The 16,866-nt window shown below is 67.5% G+C and carries 16 protein-coding genes and 1 tRNA gene; 11 read left to right on the top strand and 6 right to left on the bottom strand.

The features are described from left to right. Position 1: 1 nt before the first annotated feature. A complete protein-coding gene (galU, locus tag ACT009_RS00675) occupies positions 2 to 865 on the bottom strand; it encodes a UTP--glucose-1-phosphate uridylyltransferase GalU (RefSeq protein ID WP_445192492.1) in 864 nt (287 codons plus the stop codon). 155 nt (positions 866 to 1,020) lie between these two features. Between galU and wecB the strand changes: the two genes are divergently transcribed. The 4 genes from wecB (at position 1,021) to ACT009_RS00655 (ending at position 4,691) form a co-directional block, all read left to right on the top strand. Further along, the gene (wecB, locus tag ACT009_RS00670) at positions 1,021 to 2,142 is read left to right on the top strand and encodes a non-hydrolyzing UDP-N-acetylglucosamine 2-epimerase (RefSeq protein ID WP_445192491.1); all 1,122 of its coding nucleotides are present in this window, start codon (positions 1,021 to 1,023) and stop codon (positions 2,140 to 2,142) included. Next, positions 2,126 to 3,424, top strand: coding sequence for a UDP-N-acetyl-D-mannosamine dehydrogenase (gene wecC / locus ACT009_RS00665; protein WP_445192490.1), 1,299 nt, complete (start codon positions 2,126 to 2,128; stop codon positions 3,422 to 3,424). The genes wecB and wecC overlap by 17 nt, the downstream gene beginning before the upstream one ends. 64 nt (positions 3,425 to 3,488) lie before the next feature. Next, a complete protein-coding gene (locus ACT009_RS00660) occupies positions 3,489 to 4,241 on the top strand; it encodes a metallophosphoesterase family protein (RefSeq protein ID WP_445192489.1) in 753 nt (250 codons plus the stop codon). A 204-nt stretch (positions 4,242 to 4,445) separates the two neighbouring features. Further along, positions 4,446 to 4,691: a hypothetical protein gene (locus ACT009_RS00655; protein ID WP_445192488.1), complete on the top strand. Its 246-nt coding sequence runs from the start codon at positions 4,446 to 4,448 to the stop codon at positions 4,689 to 4,691. Between the two features lie 611 nt (positions 4,692 to 5,302). On the opposite strand, the gene ACT009_RS00650 is transcribed toward ACT009_RS00655, so the two are convergent. Together ACT009_RS00650 and rpsU are read right to left on the bottom strand one after the other, a co-directional pair. Next, the gene (locus tag ACT009_RS00650; protein WP_445192487.1) at positions 5,303 to 5,896 is read right to left on the bottom strand and encodes an FKBP-type peptidyl-prolyl cis-trans isomerase; all 594 of its coding nucleotides are present in this window, start codon (positions 5,894 to 5,896) and stop codon (positions 5,303 to 5,305) included. Positions 5,897 to 6,012: 116 nt separating this feature from the next. Further along, the gene (gene rpsU / locus ACT009_RS00645; RefSeq protein ID WP_010162663.1) at positions 6,013 to 6,219 is read right to left on the bottom strand and encodes a 30S ribosomal protein S21; all 207 of its coding nucleotides are present in this window, start codon (positions 6,217 to 6,219) and stop codon (positions 6,013 to 6,015) included. 158 nt (positions 6,220 to 6,377) lie between these two features. Here rpsU and cysS point away from each other — a divergent pair, with 158 nt between their 5' ends. Then, positions 6,378 to 7,802, top strand: a complete 1,425-nt coding sequence (gene cysS / locus ACT009_RS00640) for a cysteine--tRNA ligase (protein ID WP_445192486.1) — start codon at positions 6,378 to 6,380, stop codon at positions 7,800 to 7,802. Then, complete coding sequence (locus tag ACT009_RS00635; RefSeq protein WP_445192485.1) at positions 7,799 to 8,737, top strand: D-2-hydroxyacid dehydrogenase; 939 nt, start codon at positions 7,799 to 7,801, stop codon at positions 8,735 to 8,737. Before cysS ends, ACT009_RS00635 begins: the two co-directional genes overlap by 4 nt. Here ACT009_RS00635 and ACT009_RS00630 read toward each other — a convergent pair. Next, positions 8,731 to 9,741 (bottom strand): M48 family metalloprotease, encoded by a 1,011-nt coding sequence (locus ACT009_RS00630; RefSeq protein WP_445192484.1) that lies wholly within the window; start codon positions 9,739 to 9,741, stop codon positions 8,731 to 8,733. The genes ACT009_RS00635 and ACT009_RS00630 overlap by 7 nt on opposite strands. A gap of 141 nt (positions 9,742 to 9,882) precedes the next feature. Between ACT009_RS00630 and ACT009_RS00625 the strand changes: the two genes are divergently transcribed. Together ACT009_RS00625 and ACT009_RS00620 are read left to right on the top strand one after the other, a co-directional pair. Next, on the top strand, positions 9,883 to 11,256 hold the full coding sequence (locus ACT009_RS00625; RefSeq protein ID WP_445192483.1) for a class II 3-deoxy-7-phosphoheptulonate synthase: 1,374 nt from the start codon (positions 9,883 to 9,885) through the stop codon (positions 11,254 to 11,256). Positions 11,257 to 11,346: 90 nt separating this feature from the next. Further along, positions 11,347 to 11,421 (top strand) — tRNA-Glu (locus ACT009_RS00620). Positions 11,422 to 11,524: 103 nt separating this feature from the next. Here the strand turns inward: ACT009_RS00620 and ACT009_RS00615 are convergent. Both ACT009_RS00615 and ACT009_RS00610 read right to left on the bottom strand, forming a co-directional pair. After that, a complete protein-coding gene (locus ACT009_RS00615) occupies positions 11,525 to 11,722 on the bottom strand; it encodes a hypothetical protein (protein ID WP_445192482.1) in 198 nt (65 codons plus the stop codon). Between the two features lie 112 nt (positions 11,723 to 11,834). Continuing rightward, positions 11,835 to 12,470 (bottom strand): PEPxxWA-CTERM sorting domain-containing protein, encoded by a 636-nt coding sequence (locus tag ACT009_RS00610; RefSeq protein ID WP_445192481.1) that lies wholly within the window; start codon positions 12,468 to 12,470, stop codon positions 11,835 to 11,837. Positions 12,471 to 12,783: 313 nt separating this feature from the next. On the opposite strand from ACT009_RS00610, the gene ACT009_RS00605 reads away from it, so the two are divergent. The 3 genes from ACT009_RS00605 to ACT009_RS00595 all read left to right on the top strand — a co-directional run bounded on the left by ACT009_RS00605 (position 12,784) and on the right by ACT009_RS00595 (position 16,865). Beyond that, positions 12,784 to 13,200, top strand: a complete 417-nt coding sequence (locus tag ACT009_RS00605) for a hypothetical protein (protein WP_445192480.1) — start codon at positions 12,784 to 12,786, stop codon at positions 13,198 to 13,200. 84 nt (positions 13,201 to 13,284) lie between these two features. After that, on the top strand, positions 13,285 to 15,525 hold the full coding sequence (locus ACT009_RS00600; RefSeq protein WP_445192479.1) for a TonB-dependent receptor family protein: 2,241 nt from the start codon (positions 13,285 to 13,287) through the stop codon (positions 15,523 to 15,525). Next, positions 15,522 to 16,865: a PepSY-associated TM helix domain-containing protein gene (locus ACT009_RS00595; RefSeq protein ID WP_445192478.1), complete on the top strand. Its 1,344-nt coding sequence runs from the start codon at positions 15,522 to 15,524 to the stop codon at positions 16,863 to 16,865. Before ACT009_RS00600 ends, ACT009_RS00595 begins: the two co-directional genes overlap by 4 nt. Position 16,866: the final 1 nt, after the last annotated feature.

The following is a 16,866-nucleotide window of genomic DNA, read 5'->3' as shown; positions in this document are numbered from 1 at the left end:
ATCAGCCCAGCAGCGACTGCGCGAAGGCGCGAACCGACGGCCCGATGTCCTCGCGCGCCAGCGCCAGCGCCAGATTGGCCTGGATGTACCCCGCCTTGTCCCCGCAATCGTACCGATGCCCGTCGAAGGTGAAGCCGTGGAAGGGCTGCTTTCCGATCAGCTGCGCCATCGCGTCGGTCAGCTGGATCTCGCCGCCCGCGCCCGCGCCCTGCGTCTCCAGGATGCGCATCACCTCGGGCTGCAGGATGTAGCGGCCGGGGATCATCAGGTTTGACGGCGCCTTGCCCTTGGGCTTCTCGACCAGCCCGGTCACCTCGGTCAGGCGACCGTCGACCGCGCCGGGCGAGATGATGCCGTATTTGTCGGTCTCGCTGTCGGCCACCTCGAGCGCACCGACGATGTTGCCGCCGACGCCCGCATAGGCATCGACCATCTGCTTCAGGAAATTGGGCGTGCCGACCATCAGCTCGTCGGGCAGCAGCACCGCGAACGGCTCGTCGCCGACGATCTCGCGCGCGCACCACACCGCATGGCCGAGCCCCAGCGGCTCCTGCTGGCGGACATACACCGGCGATCCCGGCTTCTGGCGGATACCGTCGATCGCGGCGAGCGACTTGCCCCGCGCGCGCATCGTGTCCTCCAGCTCGTAGGAGATATCGAAATGATCCTCCAGCGCGCTCTTCCCGCGCCCGGTGACGAAGATGATCTGTTCGATACCGGCTTCCAGCGCTTCCTCGACCGCATATTGGATCAGCGGCTTGTCGACGACGGTCAGCATCTCCTTCGGCATCGCCTTGGTCGCCGGCAGGAAGCGCGTACCGAGCCCCGCCACCGGGAACACTGCCTTGCGCACGGGCTTGATCATCTCGACTTCCTTCTCGTCTCGGTCGGGGGCCGCTTACCGATCCGCCGCCTTCCCCGCAAACGCGATTCGCGTGGCCGTCCGCCCGCTCTGTCCCGTGGGGGGCCGGCCCGGCCGGCTTAGCATCGTCTTAAAGGACCCGGCGCTAACGCAGCGCCATGAAGAAGATCCTCGTCGTGTTCGGCACCCGCCCAGAGGCGATCAAGCTGTTCCCGGTCGTCACCGCGCTGCTCGCGACGCCGGGCCTGACGGTGCGCACCTGCGTCACTGCGCAGCATCGCGGCCTGCTCGATCAGGTGCTCGCGATCGCAGGGCTGGTGCCCGATCTCGATCTCGACCTGATGGAACCCGGCCAGTCGCTCGATCGGCTGACCGCGCGGCTGCTCACCGGCTTGGGCGAGGTGATGGACGCCGAGCGCCCCGACCGCGTGATCGTGCAGGGCGACACCGCGACCGCGATGGCGGGCGCGCTCGCCGCCTATTATCGCAAGATCCCGGTCGCGCACGTCGAGGCGGGGCTGCGCTCGGGCGATATCTACCATCCTTGGCCGGAGGAGGTGAACCGCCGCATCGTCGCGCCGATCGCCAACCTCCACTTCGCGCCGACCGAGACGGCGGCGGCGGCACTGGCGCGCGAGAATATCGCCATGGGCGTCCACGTCACCGGCAACACCGTGATCGACGCGCTGCACTGGACCAGCGCGCGGATCGCCGGCGATCCGGCGATCGCCGCGGGTCTCGACGACGTCGCCGCCCGGTTTGCGGGCAAGCGGATCGTGCTCGTCACCACGCATCGCCGCGAGAATTTCGGCGGCGGCATGGCCGCGATCGCGCGCGCGATCGGCCGCATCGCCGAGCGCGAGGACGTCGCGATCCTGTTCCCGGTCCACCCGAACCCCAACGTCGTCACGGTCATGGACGAGATCCTCGGCGACCATCCCCGGATCGCGCGGATCGAGCCGCTCGACTACCCGCACTTCATCCGCGCGCTCGATCTCTGTCACCTTGCGCTCACTGATTCGGGCGGCGTTCAGGAGGAGGCTCCCGCGTTCGGCAAGCCGGTGCTGGTGATGCGCGACACCACCGAACGCCCCGAAGGCATCGAGGCCGGCACCGCCCGACTGGTCGGCACCGACGAGGCGCGGATCGTTTCCGAAGTCTTCAGGCTTTTGGACGACAACGCCGCCTACGCCGCCATGGCGCGTGCGCACAATCCGTTCGGTGATGGTCGCGCAAGTGAACGAATTGCGAAGGTGATCGGCGATGCTGTCTGCCCCTGAACTGAAGGTCGCGGTCCTCGGCCTGGGCTATATCGGGTTGCCCACCGCTGCGGTGATCGCGCGTAGCGGCGCGCAGGTGCTCGGCGTCGACGTCACCCGGTCGGTGGTCGACATCGTCAATTCGGGCAAGGTGCACATCGAGGAGGTTGATCTGGACGGCCTCGTCTCGGGCGTCGTCGCGCGCGGCACGCTCACCGCCTCGACCGAGATCGCGCCCGCCGACGTGTTCGTCATCGCGGTGCCGACGCCCTTCGCCGACGATCATGCCCCCGACATCCGCTACGTGCTCGAAGCGGCGGCGACGATCGCGACGGTGCTGAAGGCCGGGGACACGATCATCCTCGAATCGACCTCGCCGGTCGGCACCACCGAACAGGTTCGCGACCTGCTCGCACGGTTGCGCCCCGATCTTCGCGTGCCCGGACGGACCGGCGACGGCGCCGACGTCGCGATCGCCTATTGTCCCGAACGAGTGCTGCCCGGCCGCATTCTCGTCGAGCTGATCGACAATGATCGCGTGATCGGCGGCATCACCCCCCGCTGTGCCCGCAAGGCGCTCGCCTTCTACCGCCGCTTCGTCCGCGGCGCGTGCGTCACGACCACCGCGCGCGCCGCGGAGATGACGAAGCTGACCGAGAACGCGTTCCGCGACGTCAACATCGCTTTCGCCAACGAACTGAGCCTCGTCGCCGACACGATGGGCGTCGACGTGTGGGAGGTGATCCGCCTCGCCAACCGCCATCCGCGCGTGAACATCCTGCAACCCGGCCCTGGCGTCGGCGGCCATTGCATCGCGGTCGATCCGTGGTTCCTGGTCCATGCCGATCCCGACCACACGCCGCTGATCCGCACCGCTCGCGAGGTGAACGACGGCAAGACCGCGCATGTGGTCGCCCAGGCCATCGCCTTGATCGAATCGCTTCCCGGCGTGCCGGTCGCGTGCCTCGGCCTCGCGTTCAAGGCGAACATCGACGATTTCCGCGAGAGCCCCGCCTTGCGCATCGCGCTCGCCCTCGCCGCCCGGTTCGGCAATCGCGTGCGCATCGTCGAGCCCTACGCCGCAGCGCTCCCGAACGGCTTCACCGAAACCGCCGCCACCCTCATCGACATCGACGCCGCGATCGCGAGCTGCGCGATCATGATCGTCCTCGTCGATCACGACGTGTTCCGCTCGGTCCCGCTGGAGGAACGCGCCGACAAGCGGGTGCTCGATACCCGCGGCATCTGGCCCGACCAGCCCCGTCTCGCGCCCGTCTCCGCGGCGCTTCGCCTCGCCGGCTAACCCGAGTTGCGGGTGCGGACGCCCGCACCTATAGCCGGCGCTTTCCCGGATACCCTCGTCGATCATGCTGCGTAAATTCCTGAAATCCCGCGCCAAGCCCGTCTTCGCCATACCGCCGGGCGAACGGGTCTATGCGATCGGCGACCTGCATGGCTGCGACGAGCTCCTCGGGCGCCTGCTTGCGCAGATCGACGCCGACGATCAGGCGCGTGGACCTGCCCGGACGACACTGATCTTCCTCGGCGATCTGGTCGACCGCGGCCCCGCGTCGGCGCAAGTGGTCGAGCGCCTGCGCCGTCTCGCCGCCGATCGCCCCGACGTTCGGTTCCTGAAGGGCAACCACGAGGAGATCTTCCTCGGCGCGGTCGAAGGCGAGCCCAAGGCGCTTCGGCTGTTCTGTCGGATCGGTGGACGCGAGACGGTGATCAGCTACGGGCTCGATCCGGAACGCTACGATCGCCTCGACTACGAAGAGTTCGCCGCCGAGCTGAAGCAGCTCGTACCCGTCGAACACACCGCCTTCATCGACTCATTCGAGGACATGATCGAGATCGGCGACTATCTCTTCGTCCATGCCGGCATCAGGCCCGGGGTGGAGCTCGGCGACCAGCATAGTCGCGACCTGCGGTGGATTCGAGACCCTTTCCTCGACTTCGATCGATCCTTCGACAAGATGATCGTGCACGGCCATACGATTACGCCCGAGGTCGAATTCAGGAGCAACCGTATCGGTGTCGATACCGGCGCCTATACCAGCGGCCAGTTGTCGGCGCTGGGACTGGAAGATGCGATGAGTTGGACAATTGTTACAGTTTGATTTCGCTACACCGCAAGAATTTGCGGACGGACCGCTAAACACCCCCTTTCCGCTACTTGCCGACCTGCTATGAGTTGAGACGGCGTTGGATTGTTGCAGCGCCGCAACAGTGCGGAAGTCATTCGCATCGATTTCGTTCTCGGGTTGCCTTGATCCCGTCGTGGTGGCAAGGGGCTCGATGACGAGCAAAAGAGGGAGTTCGACATGCGTCTTGGTAAGTATATCATGGCCGCCGCAGCCGCCACGATGGCAGTTGCTCCGGCAGTGGCCGCTCCGGTTAATTCGGCAGCGAGCCTCTCGGTTTCGAAGTCGGTTCGCACCGGTTCGGTTTCCGCGAAGAAGGACAAGCTTGCAGGCGGCGGCGTGATCGTCGCGATCCTGGCCGCAGCAGCGGTCGTCGCAGGCATTGTGATCGTCGCCGACAGCGATGACAACGCAGACAGCAACTAAGCTTTACCGCTGAGTTGAGGAAAATAGCGGTCTTCGGGCCGCTATTTTTTTGCCCTCCGTAGATTGGCCTCGAGTGATGGTGGAGTGCGCTGCTAGCGGACGGTGGTCGCCATACGACGAAGCTCAGCTGCCAGTCATTTGCGTCAAGCAGTGGCTTCGAAAAAGCCGCTGAACATGCCACCCATCGCCCCCCTCCAGCGTTTGTCCCGTCGAAACTGAGAAGCGGTCGGCACCCGATCTGCTCTCGCGGAGGCGGGAGCCTGATACTGTGTCCCGCCTCCGCAAGACCTTTGAAACTCACTGCGTCATCCCGGACTAGTTCCGGGATCCACCGTTCCGCACGGGCATAAGCCGTTGCTTTCGCGGAACGGTGGACCCCGGAACAAGTCCGGGGTGACGAAAAGATTGATTGTATTCGGCGACTTTCGCAGAGGTCTCGGCTTCGCGGAGGCAGATGACGAGGTAAACCTCTTAGGGCTACAATCGCCGCACAGCGCCGCACCAGGCTGCTTGTTCGAGTGCCCGGGCACGTGACGGCACGAACGAGAAAATCGATCAACTAACTGGCAGGCAAGCTCTCCGCAGCTTCCGCGCGCCTGGAACCCGCCAACTTACTGCGGCGGCATACCACTCGTGGGGGCGCCGGGCATCGCGCCCGGGGCGCCACCGGGCATGCCGCCCTGGCCCATCATCTGCTGTTGCTGCTGCATCTGGCGGACGACCGCTTCGGGGAGAAAATCGACCAGCTCGATGTCGAACGCCAGCGTCGAATTGCCGGGGATCGGACCCTTGGTCTCGGCGCCGTAGCCAAGGCTCGGCTTTATCCAGACGCGGTATTTGGCGCCCTTCGGCATCATCTTCAGCGCTTCCGAAAAGCCCGGGACCACGCCAGCGACCGGCATCGGAGTCGGCTGCTGGGATTTGTCGAAGGTCGTGCCGTTGAGCAGCTTGCCCTCGTAATTCACCAGCGCGATGTCCGTGTCGGTCGGCTTGGCCGCGCCGGGCTTGCCGGGCTCGATCACCTTGTACTGCAGGCCGGAGGGCGTGGTGATCACCCCGTTGGCGCGGGCGTTGCGCGCCATGAAATCGTCCCCCTGGCGGGCGAGCAGGAAGGCGGCGAGGCACGCCAGCGCGATGCCGATCCAGAGGTAGACGATATAGCTGCGCTTGACGGGCTGCAGCGGCACGGCGGTAACGGTCGACATGGCGGAACACCTGGAGTTGGTGATGCCGGGCCGGCCGTCACCGGTGAAGAGTCACAAAAGTCGCACCACCACGCGCGAGCGACGAGCCCGGCGCGCGACGGGGAGGCAGCCGGTTCTTACCGGGCGCCGTCGCGCTCCATGCGCTTGCGCTCCAGCTTGCGGGCGCGGCGTACGGCGGCCGCACGCTCGCGCGCGCGCTTCTCCGAGGGCTTCTCGTAGTGACGGCGCAGCTTCATTTCGCGGTACACGCCTTCGCGCTGCAGCTTCTTCTTGAGCGCGCGCAGGGCCTGATCGACATTATTGTCGCGAACGATGATCTGCATAAACCGCCTGGACTCCAGTCAAATAGCAAACGCGGCTGCGGACCTAGTCCGCGCCGTGCGAACGGGCCGATTAGCAGCGACCTCCCAGATTGGCAACCCTTCCCGCCTCCGGGGATCGCCGCTTTGCCGCGGCGTCGCGGCCGGGCTAAGGCCGAGGCATGACCGCGCTGACGCTCTACAACAGCCTGACCCGATCGGCCGAGCCGTTCCGGCCGATCGACCCCGCCAATGTGCGGATCTATTCCTGCGGCCCGACCGTGTACAATTACGCGCATGTCGGCAATCTGCGTGCCTATGTCTTCACCGACACGCTGGCGCGCGTGCTCCGCTGGAAGGGACATCCGCTTACCCACATCATCAACATCACCGACGTCGGCCATCTGACGTCGGACGCCGATGCCGGAGACGACAAAATGGAGGCCGCGGCAAAGCGCAGCGGTCAGGATATCTGGGCGATCGCCGCGCATTACACCGCGGCGTTCAAGCAGAACCTGAAGGACCTGCACATCGCGGACCCGACCGCGTTCCCGCTCGCGACCGATCACATCGCCGAGATGATCGCGTTCGGCGAAACCATTGCCGACCGGCATTGCTACCGGCTGCCCGACGGGCTCTATTTCGATACCACCTCCGTACCCGACTATGGGCGGCTGGCCCGCACCGGCGGCGACGAGGTCGAAGGGCGGATCGATCCGGTCGCCGGCAAGCGTCATCCTCAGGATTTCGCGATCTGGCGGACATCGGCCCCCGGCGAGAACCGGCAGATGGAGTGGGATTCCCCCTGGGGACGCGGCGCGCCGGGCTGGCACCTCGAGTGTTCGGTCATGAGTCGCAAATATCTGGGTGCGGCGTTCGACATCCATACCGGGGGCATCGATCACCGCGAGATCCACCACCCCAACGAGATCGCGCAGAACCAGGCCTATTGCGGGTGCGCGGATACCGGTGCGACGATCTGGATGCACAACAACTTTCTCGTCGAACGCGCAGGAAAGATGTCCAAATCCTCGAACGAGTTCCTGACGCTGCAAGCGCTGGTGGACCGCGGCTTCCACCCGCTGGCCTACCGGCTGATGTGCCTGCAGGCGCATTACCGGTCCGAACTGGAATTCTCCTGGGACAACCTCGCCGCCGCCTCGACCCGGCTGAAGCGGCTGGTGCAAGCCGTGACCGCACTGCGCCACCGGGCCGATGCGCCGACCGGAACCGCGGCCGACACGTACCGCACCCAGCTCGACGAGGCGGTGTCGGAAGACCTCAACACCGCCAAGGCGCTGCCGGTGCTCGATTCGCTGATCGCGGACAAGCGGCTGGCGCCGGCCGACCGCCTCGCCACACTCGCTGATTTCGATGCGGTGCTCGGGCTCGACCTGCTGATGCTCCACCGCGAGGACCTTCGCGTTCGGCCCGCCTCCAGTGAGATCGACGCCGGAGAAATCGAGGGCCGGCTCGCCGCCCGTCGCGACGCACGCGCCGCCAAGGATTTCGCGCGGTCCGATGCGATCCGCGACGAGCTGGCGGGGCTCGGCGTCGAGGTGATGGACGGCGACCCCCTTGGTTGGGATTGGAGAATCGGCGCATGAAGGTTGTCTTGCCCGCGATCGCGCGCGGTCTGCTCGAGCCGCATCTGCCCGCGGTGGTCGAGCCCCACTGGTTCGCCTCTCCCGCCGAGGCGAATGCGATGATCGCAGATGCCGAGATCGCTTGGGTCGACATGCAGCCGACGCATCTGGTGGCGGCGGCGCTGCACGCGTCGGGGCCGTTACTCAAATGGGTGTCGACCATCTATGCCGGCCTCGACGCGTTCCCACTCGACCGGCTACGCGCCGCCGGGGTGACGCTCACCAACGGCGCGGGGATCAACGCCTATGCGGTCGCCGAATATGCGGTGCTCGGCGTACTTGCCGCGGCCAAGCGCTTCGACGAGGTCGTCCGCGCACAGGATCGCCGGGAATGGCCGGGCGATTCGCCGGGCAAGATCGAGCTGTTCGAAACCAGCGCGCTCGTCGTCGGCTATGGCGCGATCGGCAAGCTGATCGGCGAGCGGCTGGCAACGTTCGGGGTCGCGGTGACCGGCGTCACCCGATCGGGACGCGACGGCACGCTGACCCCGGACGCGTGGCAGGCGAAGCTCGGCGACTATGACTGGGTGATCCTGGCGGCGCCATCGACCGACGCGACCAAGGCGATGATCGGCGCACCCGAGCTCGCCGCGATGAAACCCGGCGCCTGGCTGATCAACATCGCGCGCGGCGACATGATCGACGACGACGCGCTGATCGCGGCGCTACGGAGCGGCGGCATCGCCGGCGCCTTCCTCGACCCGACCAATCCCGAGCCGCTGCCTGCGGACCACCCCCTATGGTCGGCACCCAATTGCATGATCACGATGCATTTTTCCGGCCGCAGCCAGACCAAGATGTTTCGCCGCGGCGCCACCTTGTTCCTGGACAATCTCGCCGCCTATGTCGGCGGCAAGCCGATGCGCAACGTCGTCGATCTCGACCTGGGCTATTGAAGCGGCGTGTCGCGGGTGGCGAGCAGCGGCGGTAGATAGGGCCGCGGCGAACCGGCGGGAATGCGCGCGATCTCGTCGGCGATCGCCTGCGCCCTAGCCTTCGATGACGGATGGGTGCGGCTGCGGAACAGACCGCCGTCGACGTCGCCGCCATGATCGCGCCAGAACGCGACCGCGAGCTGGGGATCGTAACCGGCGTTGCGCAGCAGGTGCATGCCGAGCAGGTCCGCCTCGGTCTCGGTCTGCCGGAACAGCCGCCCGTTGCGGCCGACTTCGGCGAGCAACCCGCGACTGACCTTCGCCGCATCGAGGCGCGCGCGGTGGCGCAGGATGTTGTGCGCGAGCTCGTGCGCGACGACCACCGCAACCTGATCGTCAGTGTAGCGTTCGAAGAAGCGCACCGCGATCTGGACGATGCTGCCGTCGGCGGACGCATCCATACCGGGGCCGAGCAGCACTTCGAAGCTACCGGGACAGCCCGCCGGGGCCGCGATCGCGACCGTGCGTCTGGCCCCGCCCCTGACCAGCTCGACCCGCAGCGCCGCCGCCGCCGGCTGGCGCGCGATCACCGCCTGCGCCGCGTCGCGGGCGTTGCTGTCCGCCTTGGCACCGGGCGCGCCGCGGAGGGGCTGGCCGTTCACCGCCAAAATCGAATCGTTGGCGACCACGCCCGCTCGCGCGGCAGGCGCGCCGGCGACCACCGCCTCGACCGCAATCGGCGCTTCGAAACCGAAGCTCGTCCGCGCCTGATCGCGCATCGCCGGATCATATTGGCCGAGGCTGTGGACCGCCCATCCCGGCACCGGCACCAGCCCGCGGCAAAGCGGCGCATTGGCCGTGGTCAGGCGATAGGCGATCGTCGCCATCCGCTGATCGACCGCACGCAACGCGGTGAAGGTCGCGGCGGGATCGGCCTGCGCATCGGCCGCTCCGGGCAGCGAGGCGATGAGTACGGCAAGCGCGGCGAAGCGGCGGCGGAGGCTGGTGAGGACGGGCATGTTCATGCCCTGCGCGCCCTATCCCGTCGCCAGGCTGAACGCCACCGTAGCGGCCCGGCGCCGCCGCCACCCCTGCCCCCAAGCTTTCCTTCGTTGCGAAAACCGGCTTTTGCGGGCATGGCCGAGGCCGAACAAAGGACCGAGCACATGGCCGCAAACTGGGCCCCCGACAGCTGGACCGACGCCGATGCGCGCCAGCTTCCCGACTATCCCGATGCCGCGGCGCTCGACGCCGCGACCGAGACGTTGCGCAATTATCCGCCGCTGGTGTTCGCGGGCGAGGCGCGCAACCTGACCGAGTCGCTGGGCGAGGTGGCCGCGGGCCGCGCGTTTCTGCTCCAGGGCGGCGACTGCGCCGAAAGCTTCGCCGAATTCCACCCCAACAACATCCGCGACACCTTCCGCGTCATCCTGCAGATGGCGGTGGTGCTGACCTTCGCGTCGAAGCTGCCGGTGGTGAAGCTCGGCCGCATGGCGGGCCAGTTCGCCAAGCCGCGCAGCACCCCGACCGAAGTGATCGACGGCGTCGAGCTGCCGAGCTACCGCGGCGACAACGTCAACGACATCGGCTTCAGCGCGGAAAGCCGGATCCCCGATCCGCAGCGCATGATCCGCGCCTATTCGCAATCCGCGGCGACGCTCAACCTGCTCCGCGCCTTCGCGCAGGGCGGTTATGCGAACCTCCACCAGGTGCATCGCTGGACCCATGACTTCATGGGTCGCAGCCCGTGGTCGAAGAAATATGCCGAGACCGCGGACCGGATCGGCGAGGCGCTGGAGTTCATGAAGGCGTGCGGGATCGATCCCGAGACGGTGCCGCAGCTCGCGCAGACCCATTTCTACACCAGCCACGAAGCGCTGCTGCTGCCGTTCGAGCAGGCGATGGCGCGGCAGGATTCGCTGACCGGCGACTGGTACGACACCAGCGCGCACTTCCTGTGGATCGGCGATCGCACACGGTTCGAGGGATCGGCGCATGTCGAATTCCTGCGCGGCATCGGCAACCCCATCGGGGTGAAGTGTGGGCCGTCGCTGGAGCCCGACGCGTTGCTGCGGATGCTCGACACGCTCAACCCCGCGCGCGTGCCGGGCCGGATGACGCTGATCACGCGCTACGGCTATGACAAGATCGAGGGGCATCTGCCCAAGCTGGTCCGTGCGGTGACGCGCGAGGGCCATCCGGTGGTGTGGAGCTGCGACCCGATGCACGGCAACGTCGTGAAGGCCGCCAATGGCTACAAGACGCGGCCGTTCGACCGCATCCTCGCCGAGGTCCGCGGCTTCTTCGCGGTCCACCGCGCCGAGGGTACGCATGCCGGCGGCATCCACGCCGAGATGACCGGGCAGAACGTCACCGAATGCACCGGCGGCGCGGTCGATGTGACCGAGCAGAGCCTGGCGGATCGCTACCACACGCATTGCGACCCGCGGCTCAACGCTAGCCAGAGCCTGGAGCTCGCCTTCCTGCTCGCCGAGATGCTGAACGCGGAGATGGCGGAACGCCGCAAGGTCGCCGCCTGAGCGGGTCGCCGCGCGAGCTGGCCAGAGTCGGGTTCAGCAACCCGCTTGACGCCCCCGATGCCCTCCCGTAGGAGCCGCGCTTCACCGCTTGGCCCCTTCGTCTAGCGGTTAGGACGTCGCCCTCTCACGGCGAAAGCACGAGTTCGATTCTCGTAGGGGTCACCAGTTTTAAGGCTGGTCGCGGTTCTCGACATCGATGTGCCGGCTGTCTTCGGTTCTCGATTGCGTTGGCGGATAGGGATGCACCTTCCCCCCGCCTGACCGACTTTCAGATCGCCACGATCGCGGCGCCCGCCGCGGCAATCGCGCAGAGGATGAGCGCGATCCCCATGCCGATCGTCGATGCGCCGAGTTGCGCGCGATTGGTGGGGGCGAACTTCAGCACCGTGATGGCGAGGCACAGGGCGCCGATCGCGACGACGGTCCAGCCCACCACCGTCATGTCCGTGCTGATCGACTTATGCATGGCAAGCCCTCTAGCAGTACCCGCCCGTCAGGCAAGCCGGGCGCATCCCCGCGCGCGAAGAAGCCGCCGGCCTTTCGACCGACGGCCCCGCCCGTTCGCGAGGGAGTTCAAGTCAAGCGAACGAGACCTTGGTGGACTTGCGGCGATAGCGCAGCGTCGCGCCCATCATGCCGAAGCCGAGCAGCATCATCGCCCAGGTGGCGGGCTCGGGCACCGCGGCGGTCGGGGTGATCGCGAGATTGCGGATGCCGATGAATGCGTTGCTGAAGCGGATGCTCTTGATCGGCGCGGCGGTGTTGCCGAAGCCCATATAGCCGGGCTCTTCGAGGTCCATCGCATGATCGCTCAGCGCGATCTGCTCGATCTCGTTGCCCGCCATGTCGAATGCGGTGATCGACGCGTTGTCGTAGAGCCCGCCGTCCCAGTTCACTTCGGCCAGGAAGCCGGTGATCGCGGCGTCGAAGGTCAGCGTGAAGGAACCGGTCGCGCTGTTCAGGCCGAGCATCGAAATACCCTCCCAATCGTCATGGGCGACGCCGAAACCCCAAAGGCCGGTGTAGCCGACATAGCCGTTGTTGGTGGCGCTGTAGGAGATGCCGGGGGCGATTGCGGTGGGGCCGTCGGTCTCCTGGAAGGCGCCGAGCGTCACCGCCGAACCGCCGGGAAGGCTGACGATCGGGGCCGCGACCGCGGGTGCGGCGAGCGTCGTCATGGCGGCGGCAGCGAACAATGTGGTGAGCGTCTTCATGGTTGAACCCCTGTAAAGATCTTGGCCGATGCATCCTTGCACCGTCCCTGATCTTATGAACCGGTTTTTACCCAGCGGAAACATTCAAGATAGGCTGTGTTAACTGCATTCTGTTCCAGTAATAGATCTATTGCCTGTGTTAACTAACCTGCTTCATCTTTCGGACGCGGGACCGGTGCTTTCTCCAGCCTTATTAAGCACGTCGGAGCCGGGCGCATGCTGTCCGTACGCAAGTGACGGCAGGGCGATTCGCATGCGGCCGATGCCGATTGCTCCGGTGTGGCCACGCGGCTAAGCCTCGCTCGTGTCACCGATGCGCGCCCTGTTCCGTCTTCATCCCACGCTCGCCGGGCTGCTGATCGCGGCGGCGCTTGCGGTCAAGATGCTGGTGCCGACCGGATACATGCCGGTCACCGACGTTACCGGGATCACGCTGCAGCTTTGTCCCGGCACAGCCGAGATGGCGCAGGCGCCCGCGGCGATGGCTCATCATGCGATGGCGGCGCCTGCCGCCGATCACCGCGGCCATATGCCCGCATCGAAGGCGGAGATGCCCTGCGCCTTCGCGGGATTGGCGGCGCCGGTGCTGGCGGCGGTCGACGCGGTCCTGCTCGCGGTAGCGATCGCCTATGTGGCGGCGGTCGCGGTGCGCACCGACACGCGGCCTGCGCCACCGCTGCTGTCGCGGCTGCGACCGCCGCTTCGCGCGCCGCCCCTACCCGCCCGCTGACATCACCGGCGCCCGCGGGCGCCACGAACTTCATGATCGCGAGGTCGGCGCGCTGCGCCGTCGCGAGCTCATGCGCAGGACATCATGACACCATCCTATTTCGCGACGGCCGCAGCCGCGGTCGCGCTCGTCCCGGCCGCCGTGCTGGCCCAAAGCGGGGAGCCGCGCGGCGACATCGTCGTCACCGCGCGCGCGCTCTCCCCGACCGCGCAGGCTACCGGCCAGACCGCCACCACGATCGACGACAGCGCGATCCGCGGGGTGCCCGCGACCACGATCGCGGATCTCGTCAAGCTGTCGCCCGGCGTGGCGATCATCCAGGGCAACGGCCCGCGCGACATCGGGCTGTCGATTCGCGGGTCCAACGCGCGCAACAGCTTCGGTGCGCGCAACATCCAGGTGTTCGAGGACGACTTCCCGGTTACCCAGCCAGATGGCCTGGCGCGCTTCGACCTTGCCGATCCGCACGCCTATGGCGCTGTCGACGTGGTTCGCGGGCCGTCGTCGGCGCGCTACGGCAACTACGCGCTCGGGGGCGCGGTCAATTTCCGCACCCGCCGCGGCCGTGATATCGACGGGCTCGACGTCGGCACCGATGTCGGCGGCGACGGCTATGGCAACGTCTATGCGACGTTCGGGCATGGCGACGACCGGATCGACTACAGCGTGTTCGGCAGCATCGTCGGCGGCAAGGGCGCGACCGGGCATAGCGACTATCGCACCGCCACGATCAACGCGCTCGCCACCGCGGAGCTGGGGCCGAACGATCGGCTCGCCGCGAAGCTGATCTACAATGCCGGCGAATTCCGGCTGTCGACGCGGCTTTCCTACGATCAATATCTGGCCAATCCCTATCAACAGGGGTGCGCGCGGGCGGCGACCGCCGCGGCGGGCTGCGGAACGATCCAGGTCTTCGTCAACGGCCGCAACGGGCAACGGATCGCGCAGACCGCGACGGAGGGCGATCTCGCCCGCGACGATCGCCGCGCGATCCTTGGCGCGCGCTACGAACATGATTTCTCTGCCACCGCGACGTGGCGAACCCAGGCGACCTTCGACAGCCGCATCGTCTACCAGCCGACCAGCTCGACGCCGTTCCGCGGCGGCTTCGAAAGCTACAATCTGACCAGCGACGTCACCGCCGACCACCGGATCGCCGGGCTGTCCGCGACGGGGTTCGTCGGGCTCTTCTACAACCATCTCGACAGCCGCAGCTTCAGCTTCAGCAAGACCCCCGCGGGCCGTGACGGGTTTGGTGCGCCGACCCAGACCGTCATCGGCACCGTCGACAATGTCGGTGTCCGCGCGCGCGAGGATCTCGCGCTGGCCCCACGGCTCGGGTTGATCGTCGGGGTCGGCGGCGAGCGATCGACGATCGACGTCGCGCAGACCGCGTATGCCTACCCGCTGTCTGGCGCGGCGATCCTCACCCCGCTTCCCGCCCGGCGGGTATTCTGGAACGTCGCGCCCGATGCGGCGCTTCGATGGCAGGCGATCGATGCGGTGCAGCTGCATGCGCGGGTCGCGACCGGATACGGCATCCCGCAAGCCGGCAATCTGTTCGTCACCGCGAGCGGAGTGCCGGGCAACAACCTGGCGCTCCGCCCGCAACGTAATGTCGGCGTCGACATCGGCGCGGCGGTGACGATCGGCAAGCGGCTGGACGCGGAGATCACCGCCTATCGCGAGTGGTTCCGCGACGAGCTCGTCGGGCAATCGGCGGGGATCGACCTGCTCGCCTATACCAGCAACGTGCCGCGATCGCTTCACCAGGGGATCGAGATCGGCGCGACGTGGCGCCCGGTCGCCGGCGCGCGACTGCAGGGCAGCTACAGCTACAACGACCAGCATTATACCCGCTTCCAGGAGCGGTTGACCGCCGGGCGGATCTCGCGGGTGTTCGATCGCGACGGCAACGCCATCCCCGGCGTGGTGCCGACCGTGGTCAATGCGCGCGCCGGCTATGATCGAGCGAGCGGTGACCTGCAGGGCCTGGGCGGCTTCGTCGAGGGCGTCCACCGGTCGCGCTATGCGATCGACAATGCCAATCTGCTGACGGTGCCGGGGCATGTACTGGTCAACCTCAACCTCCATTACGATCCGCCCGCAGCGCCGGGCAGCGCCTGGTCGCGGATCGGCGTATTCGTGGTCCTCCAGAACGTGTTCGACACGGTGCATGTCGGCTCCGCCGCGGTGATCGGCGACAGCCTTTCCGCGTCGACCGGCGAGCAGAATTCGGCGAGCGTGCTCCGCACCACCACCGGATCGCTCTACGCGGGCGCGCCCCGCACCATCTATGCCGGCATCAGGAGCCGCTTCCGATGAACGATGTTCGCGACGACGCCGCGATCCGCCGCTGGCCGGGCCACAATGCGATCTGGCGGTGGCATTTCTACGCCTCGCTGTTCTGCATCCCGTTCGTGCTATGGCTGGCGCTTACCGGATCGATCTACCTGTTCCGTCCGCAGATCGAAGCGTGGATCGACCAGCCCTATGCGCATCTGACGCTGACCGGCGCGCCCGCCGCCGCCGCGGATCAGGCGCGTGCGGCGGTCCGTGCGGTGCCCGGGTCCACCCTGGCCGCCTACCAGCTGCCCGACACGCCCGATCAGGCGGTGCAGATGCTGGTCCGCGGGCCCGGCGGCGAAATCCGCGTCTATGTACACCCGCAGACGCTCGCGGTGCTGCACACGGTCGACGAGCAGTCGCGGCTGATGCGGATGATGTTCCGGCTCCACGGCGAACTGCTCGCGGGGCCGGCGGGTTCGTATCTGGTCGAGCTCGCCGCATCGTGGACGATCGTGATGATCCTCACCGGGCTGGCGCTGTGGTGGCCGCGCGGCGGCGGGCTGGCGGGCGTGGTCTACCCGCGCCTGCGGAGCGGCGGCCGGCGGTTCTGGCGCGACATCCACGGGGTCACCGGGTTCTGGGTGTCGGTGGCGGCATTGTTCCTGCTGCTGTCGGGCTTGCCCTGGGCGCAAGGGTGGGGCGGCTATCTCAAGCTGATCCGCCACGTCGCGGAGGGCGCACCCGTCAAGCAGGACTGGAGCAGCGCGCATGGCGAGCACCACATGGCGATGCCGTCGAGCACCACCGCGCCGAGCCTCGCCCCACTCGACCGCATCGCGGCGACGGTCCGCCCGCTCGGGCTGGCGGCACCGGTGCTGATCGCACCGCCCGCCCGCGCGGGCACGCCGTGGACCGCGAAGTCCGACGCCGCGAACCGCCCGCTGCGCACCGATCTGACGATCGACGGGGCGAGCGGCCGGGTGCTGACCCGCCACGACTTCGCCGAGCGCCGGCTGGTCGATCGTCTGGTCGGCTGGGGAGTCGCGATCCACGAAGGCCAGGCGTTCGGCCTCGCGAATCAGCTGTTGAACCTGTTCACCGCGATCGGGCTGGTGCTGCTCTCGACAAGCGGCGCGATCCTGTGGTGGCGACGACGCCCGACCGGGCGCCTGGGCGCCCCACCGCTGCGCCCCGCCGCCCCATTGGTGCGCGGCTTCGCGGTGGTGCTGGTGGCGCTGGGGCTGCTGTTGCCGCTGTTCGGCCTGTCGCTGGCGCTGGTCCTGATCGCCGACCGCCTGCTCGGCCCCCACGCACCGTCTCATCCCGTGGCGCGGCGGGCCGTCCCTTCCGCGCGAGGACGCGGCAATAAATCATGAA

Source organism: Sphingomonas sp. Tas61C01, from assembly GCF_052567495.1.
The sequence above is the reverse complement of the archived record's forward strand: the minus strand, read 5'-3'. Positions and strand labels throughout refer to the sequence as shown.

Coding starts and splice junctions, on each gene's coding strand:
- galU (WP_445192492.1), bottom strand. CDS start 865: ATGATCAAGCCCGTGCGCAAGGCAGTGTTCCCGGTGGCGGGGCTCGGT.
- wecB (WP_445192491.1), top strand. CDS start 1,021: ATGAAGAAGATCCTCGTCGTGTTCGGCACCCGCCCAGAGGCGATCAAG.
- wecC (WP_445192490.1), top strand. CDS start 2,126: ATGCTGTCTGCCCCTGAACTGAAGGTCGCGGTCCTCGGCCTGGGCTAT.
- ACT009_RS00660 (WP_445192489.1), top strand. CDS start 3,489: ATGCTGCGTAAATTCCTGAAATCCCGCGCCAAGCCCGTCTTCGCCATA.
- ACT009_RS00655 (WP_445192488.1), top strand. CDS start 4,446: ATGCGTCTTGGTAAGTATATCATGGCCGCCGCAGCCGCCACGATGGCA.
- ACT009_RS00650 (WP_445192487.1), bottom strand. CDS start 5,896: ATGTCGACCGTTACCGCCGTGCCGCTGCAGCCCGTCAAGCGCAGCTAT.
- rpsU (WP_010162663.1), bottom strand. CDS start 6,219: ATGCAGATCATCGTTCGCGACAATAATGTCGATCAGGCCCTGCGCGCG.
- cysS (WP_445192486.1), top strand. CDS start 6,378: ATGACCGCGCTGACGCTCTACAACAGCCTGACCCGATCGGCCGAGCCG.
- ACT009_RS00635 (WP_445192485.1), top strand. CDS start 7,799: ATGAAGGTTGTCTTGCCCGCGATCGCGCGCGGTCTGCTCGAGCCGCAT.
- ACT009_RS00630 (WP_445192484.1), bottom strand. CDS start 9,741: ATGAACATGCCCGTCCTCACCAGCCTCCGCCGCCGCTTCGCCGCGCTT.
- ACT009_RS00625 (WP_445192483.1), top strand. CDS start 9,883: ATGGCCGCAAACTGGGCCCCCGACAGCTGGACCGACGCCGATGCGCGC.
- ACT009_RS00615 (WP_445192482.1), bottom strand. CDS start 11,722: ATGCATAAGTCGATCAGCACGGACATGACGGTGGTGGGCTGGACCGTC.
- ACT009_RS00610 (WP_445192481.1), bottom strand. CDS start 12,470: ATGAAGACGCTCACCACATTGTTCGCTGCCGCCGCCATGACGACGCTC.
- ACT009_RS00605 (WP_445192480.1), top strand. CDS start 12,784: ATGCGCGCCCTGTTCCGTCTTCATCCCACGCTCGCCGGGCTGCTGATC.
- ACT009_RS00600 (WP_445192479.1), top strand. CDS start 13,285: ATGACACCATCCTATTTCGCGACGGCCGCAGCCGCGGTCGCGCTCGTC.
- ACT009_RS00595 (WP_445192478.1), top strand. CDS start 15,522: ATGAACGATGTTCGCGACGACGCCGCGATCCGCCGCTGGCCGGGCCAC.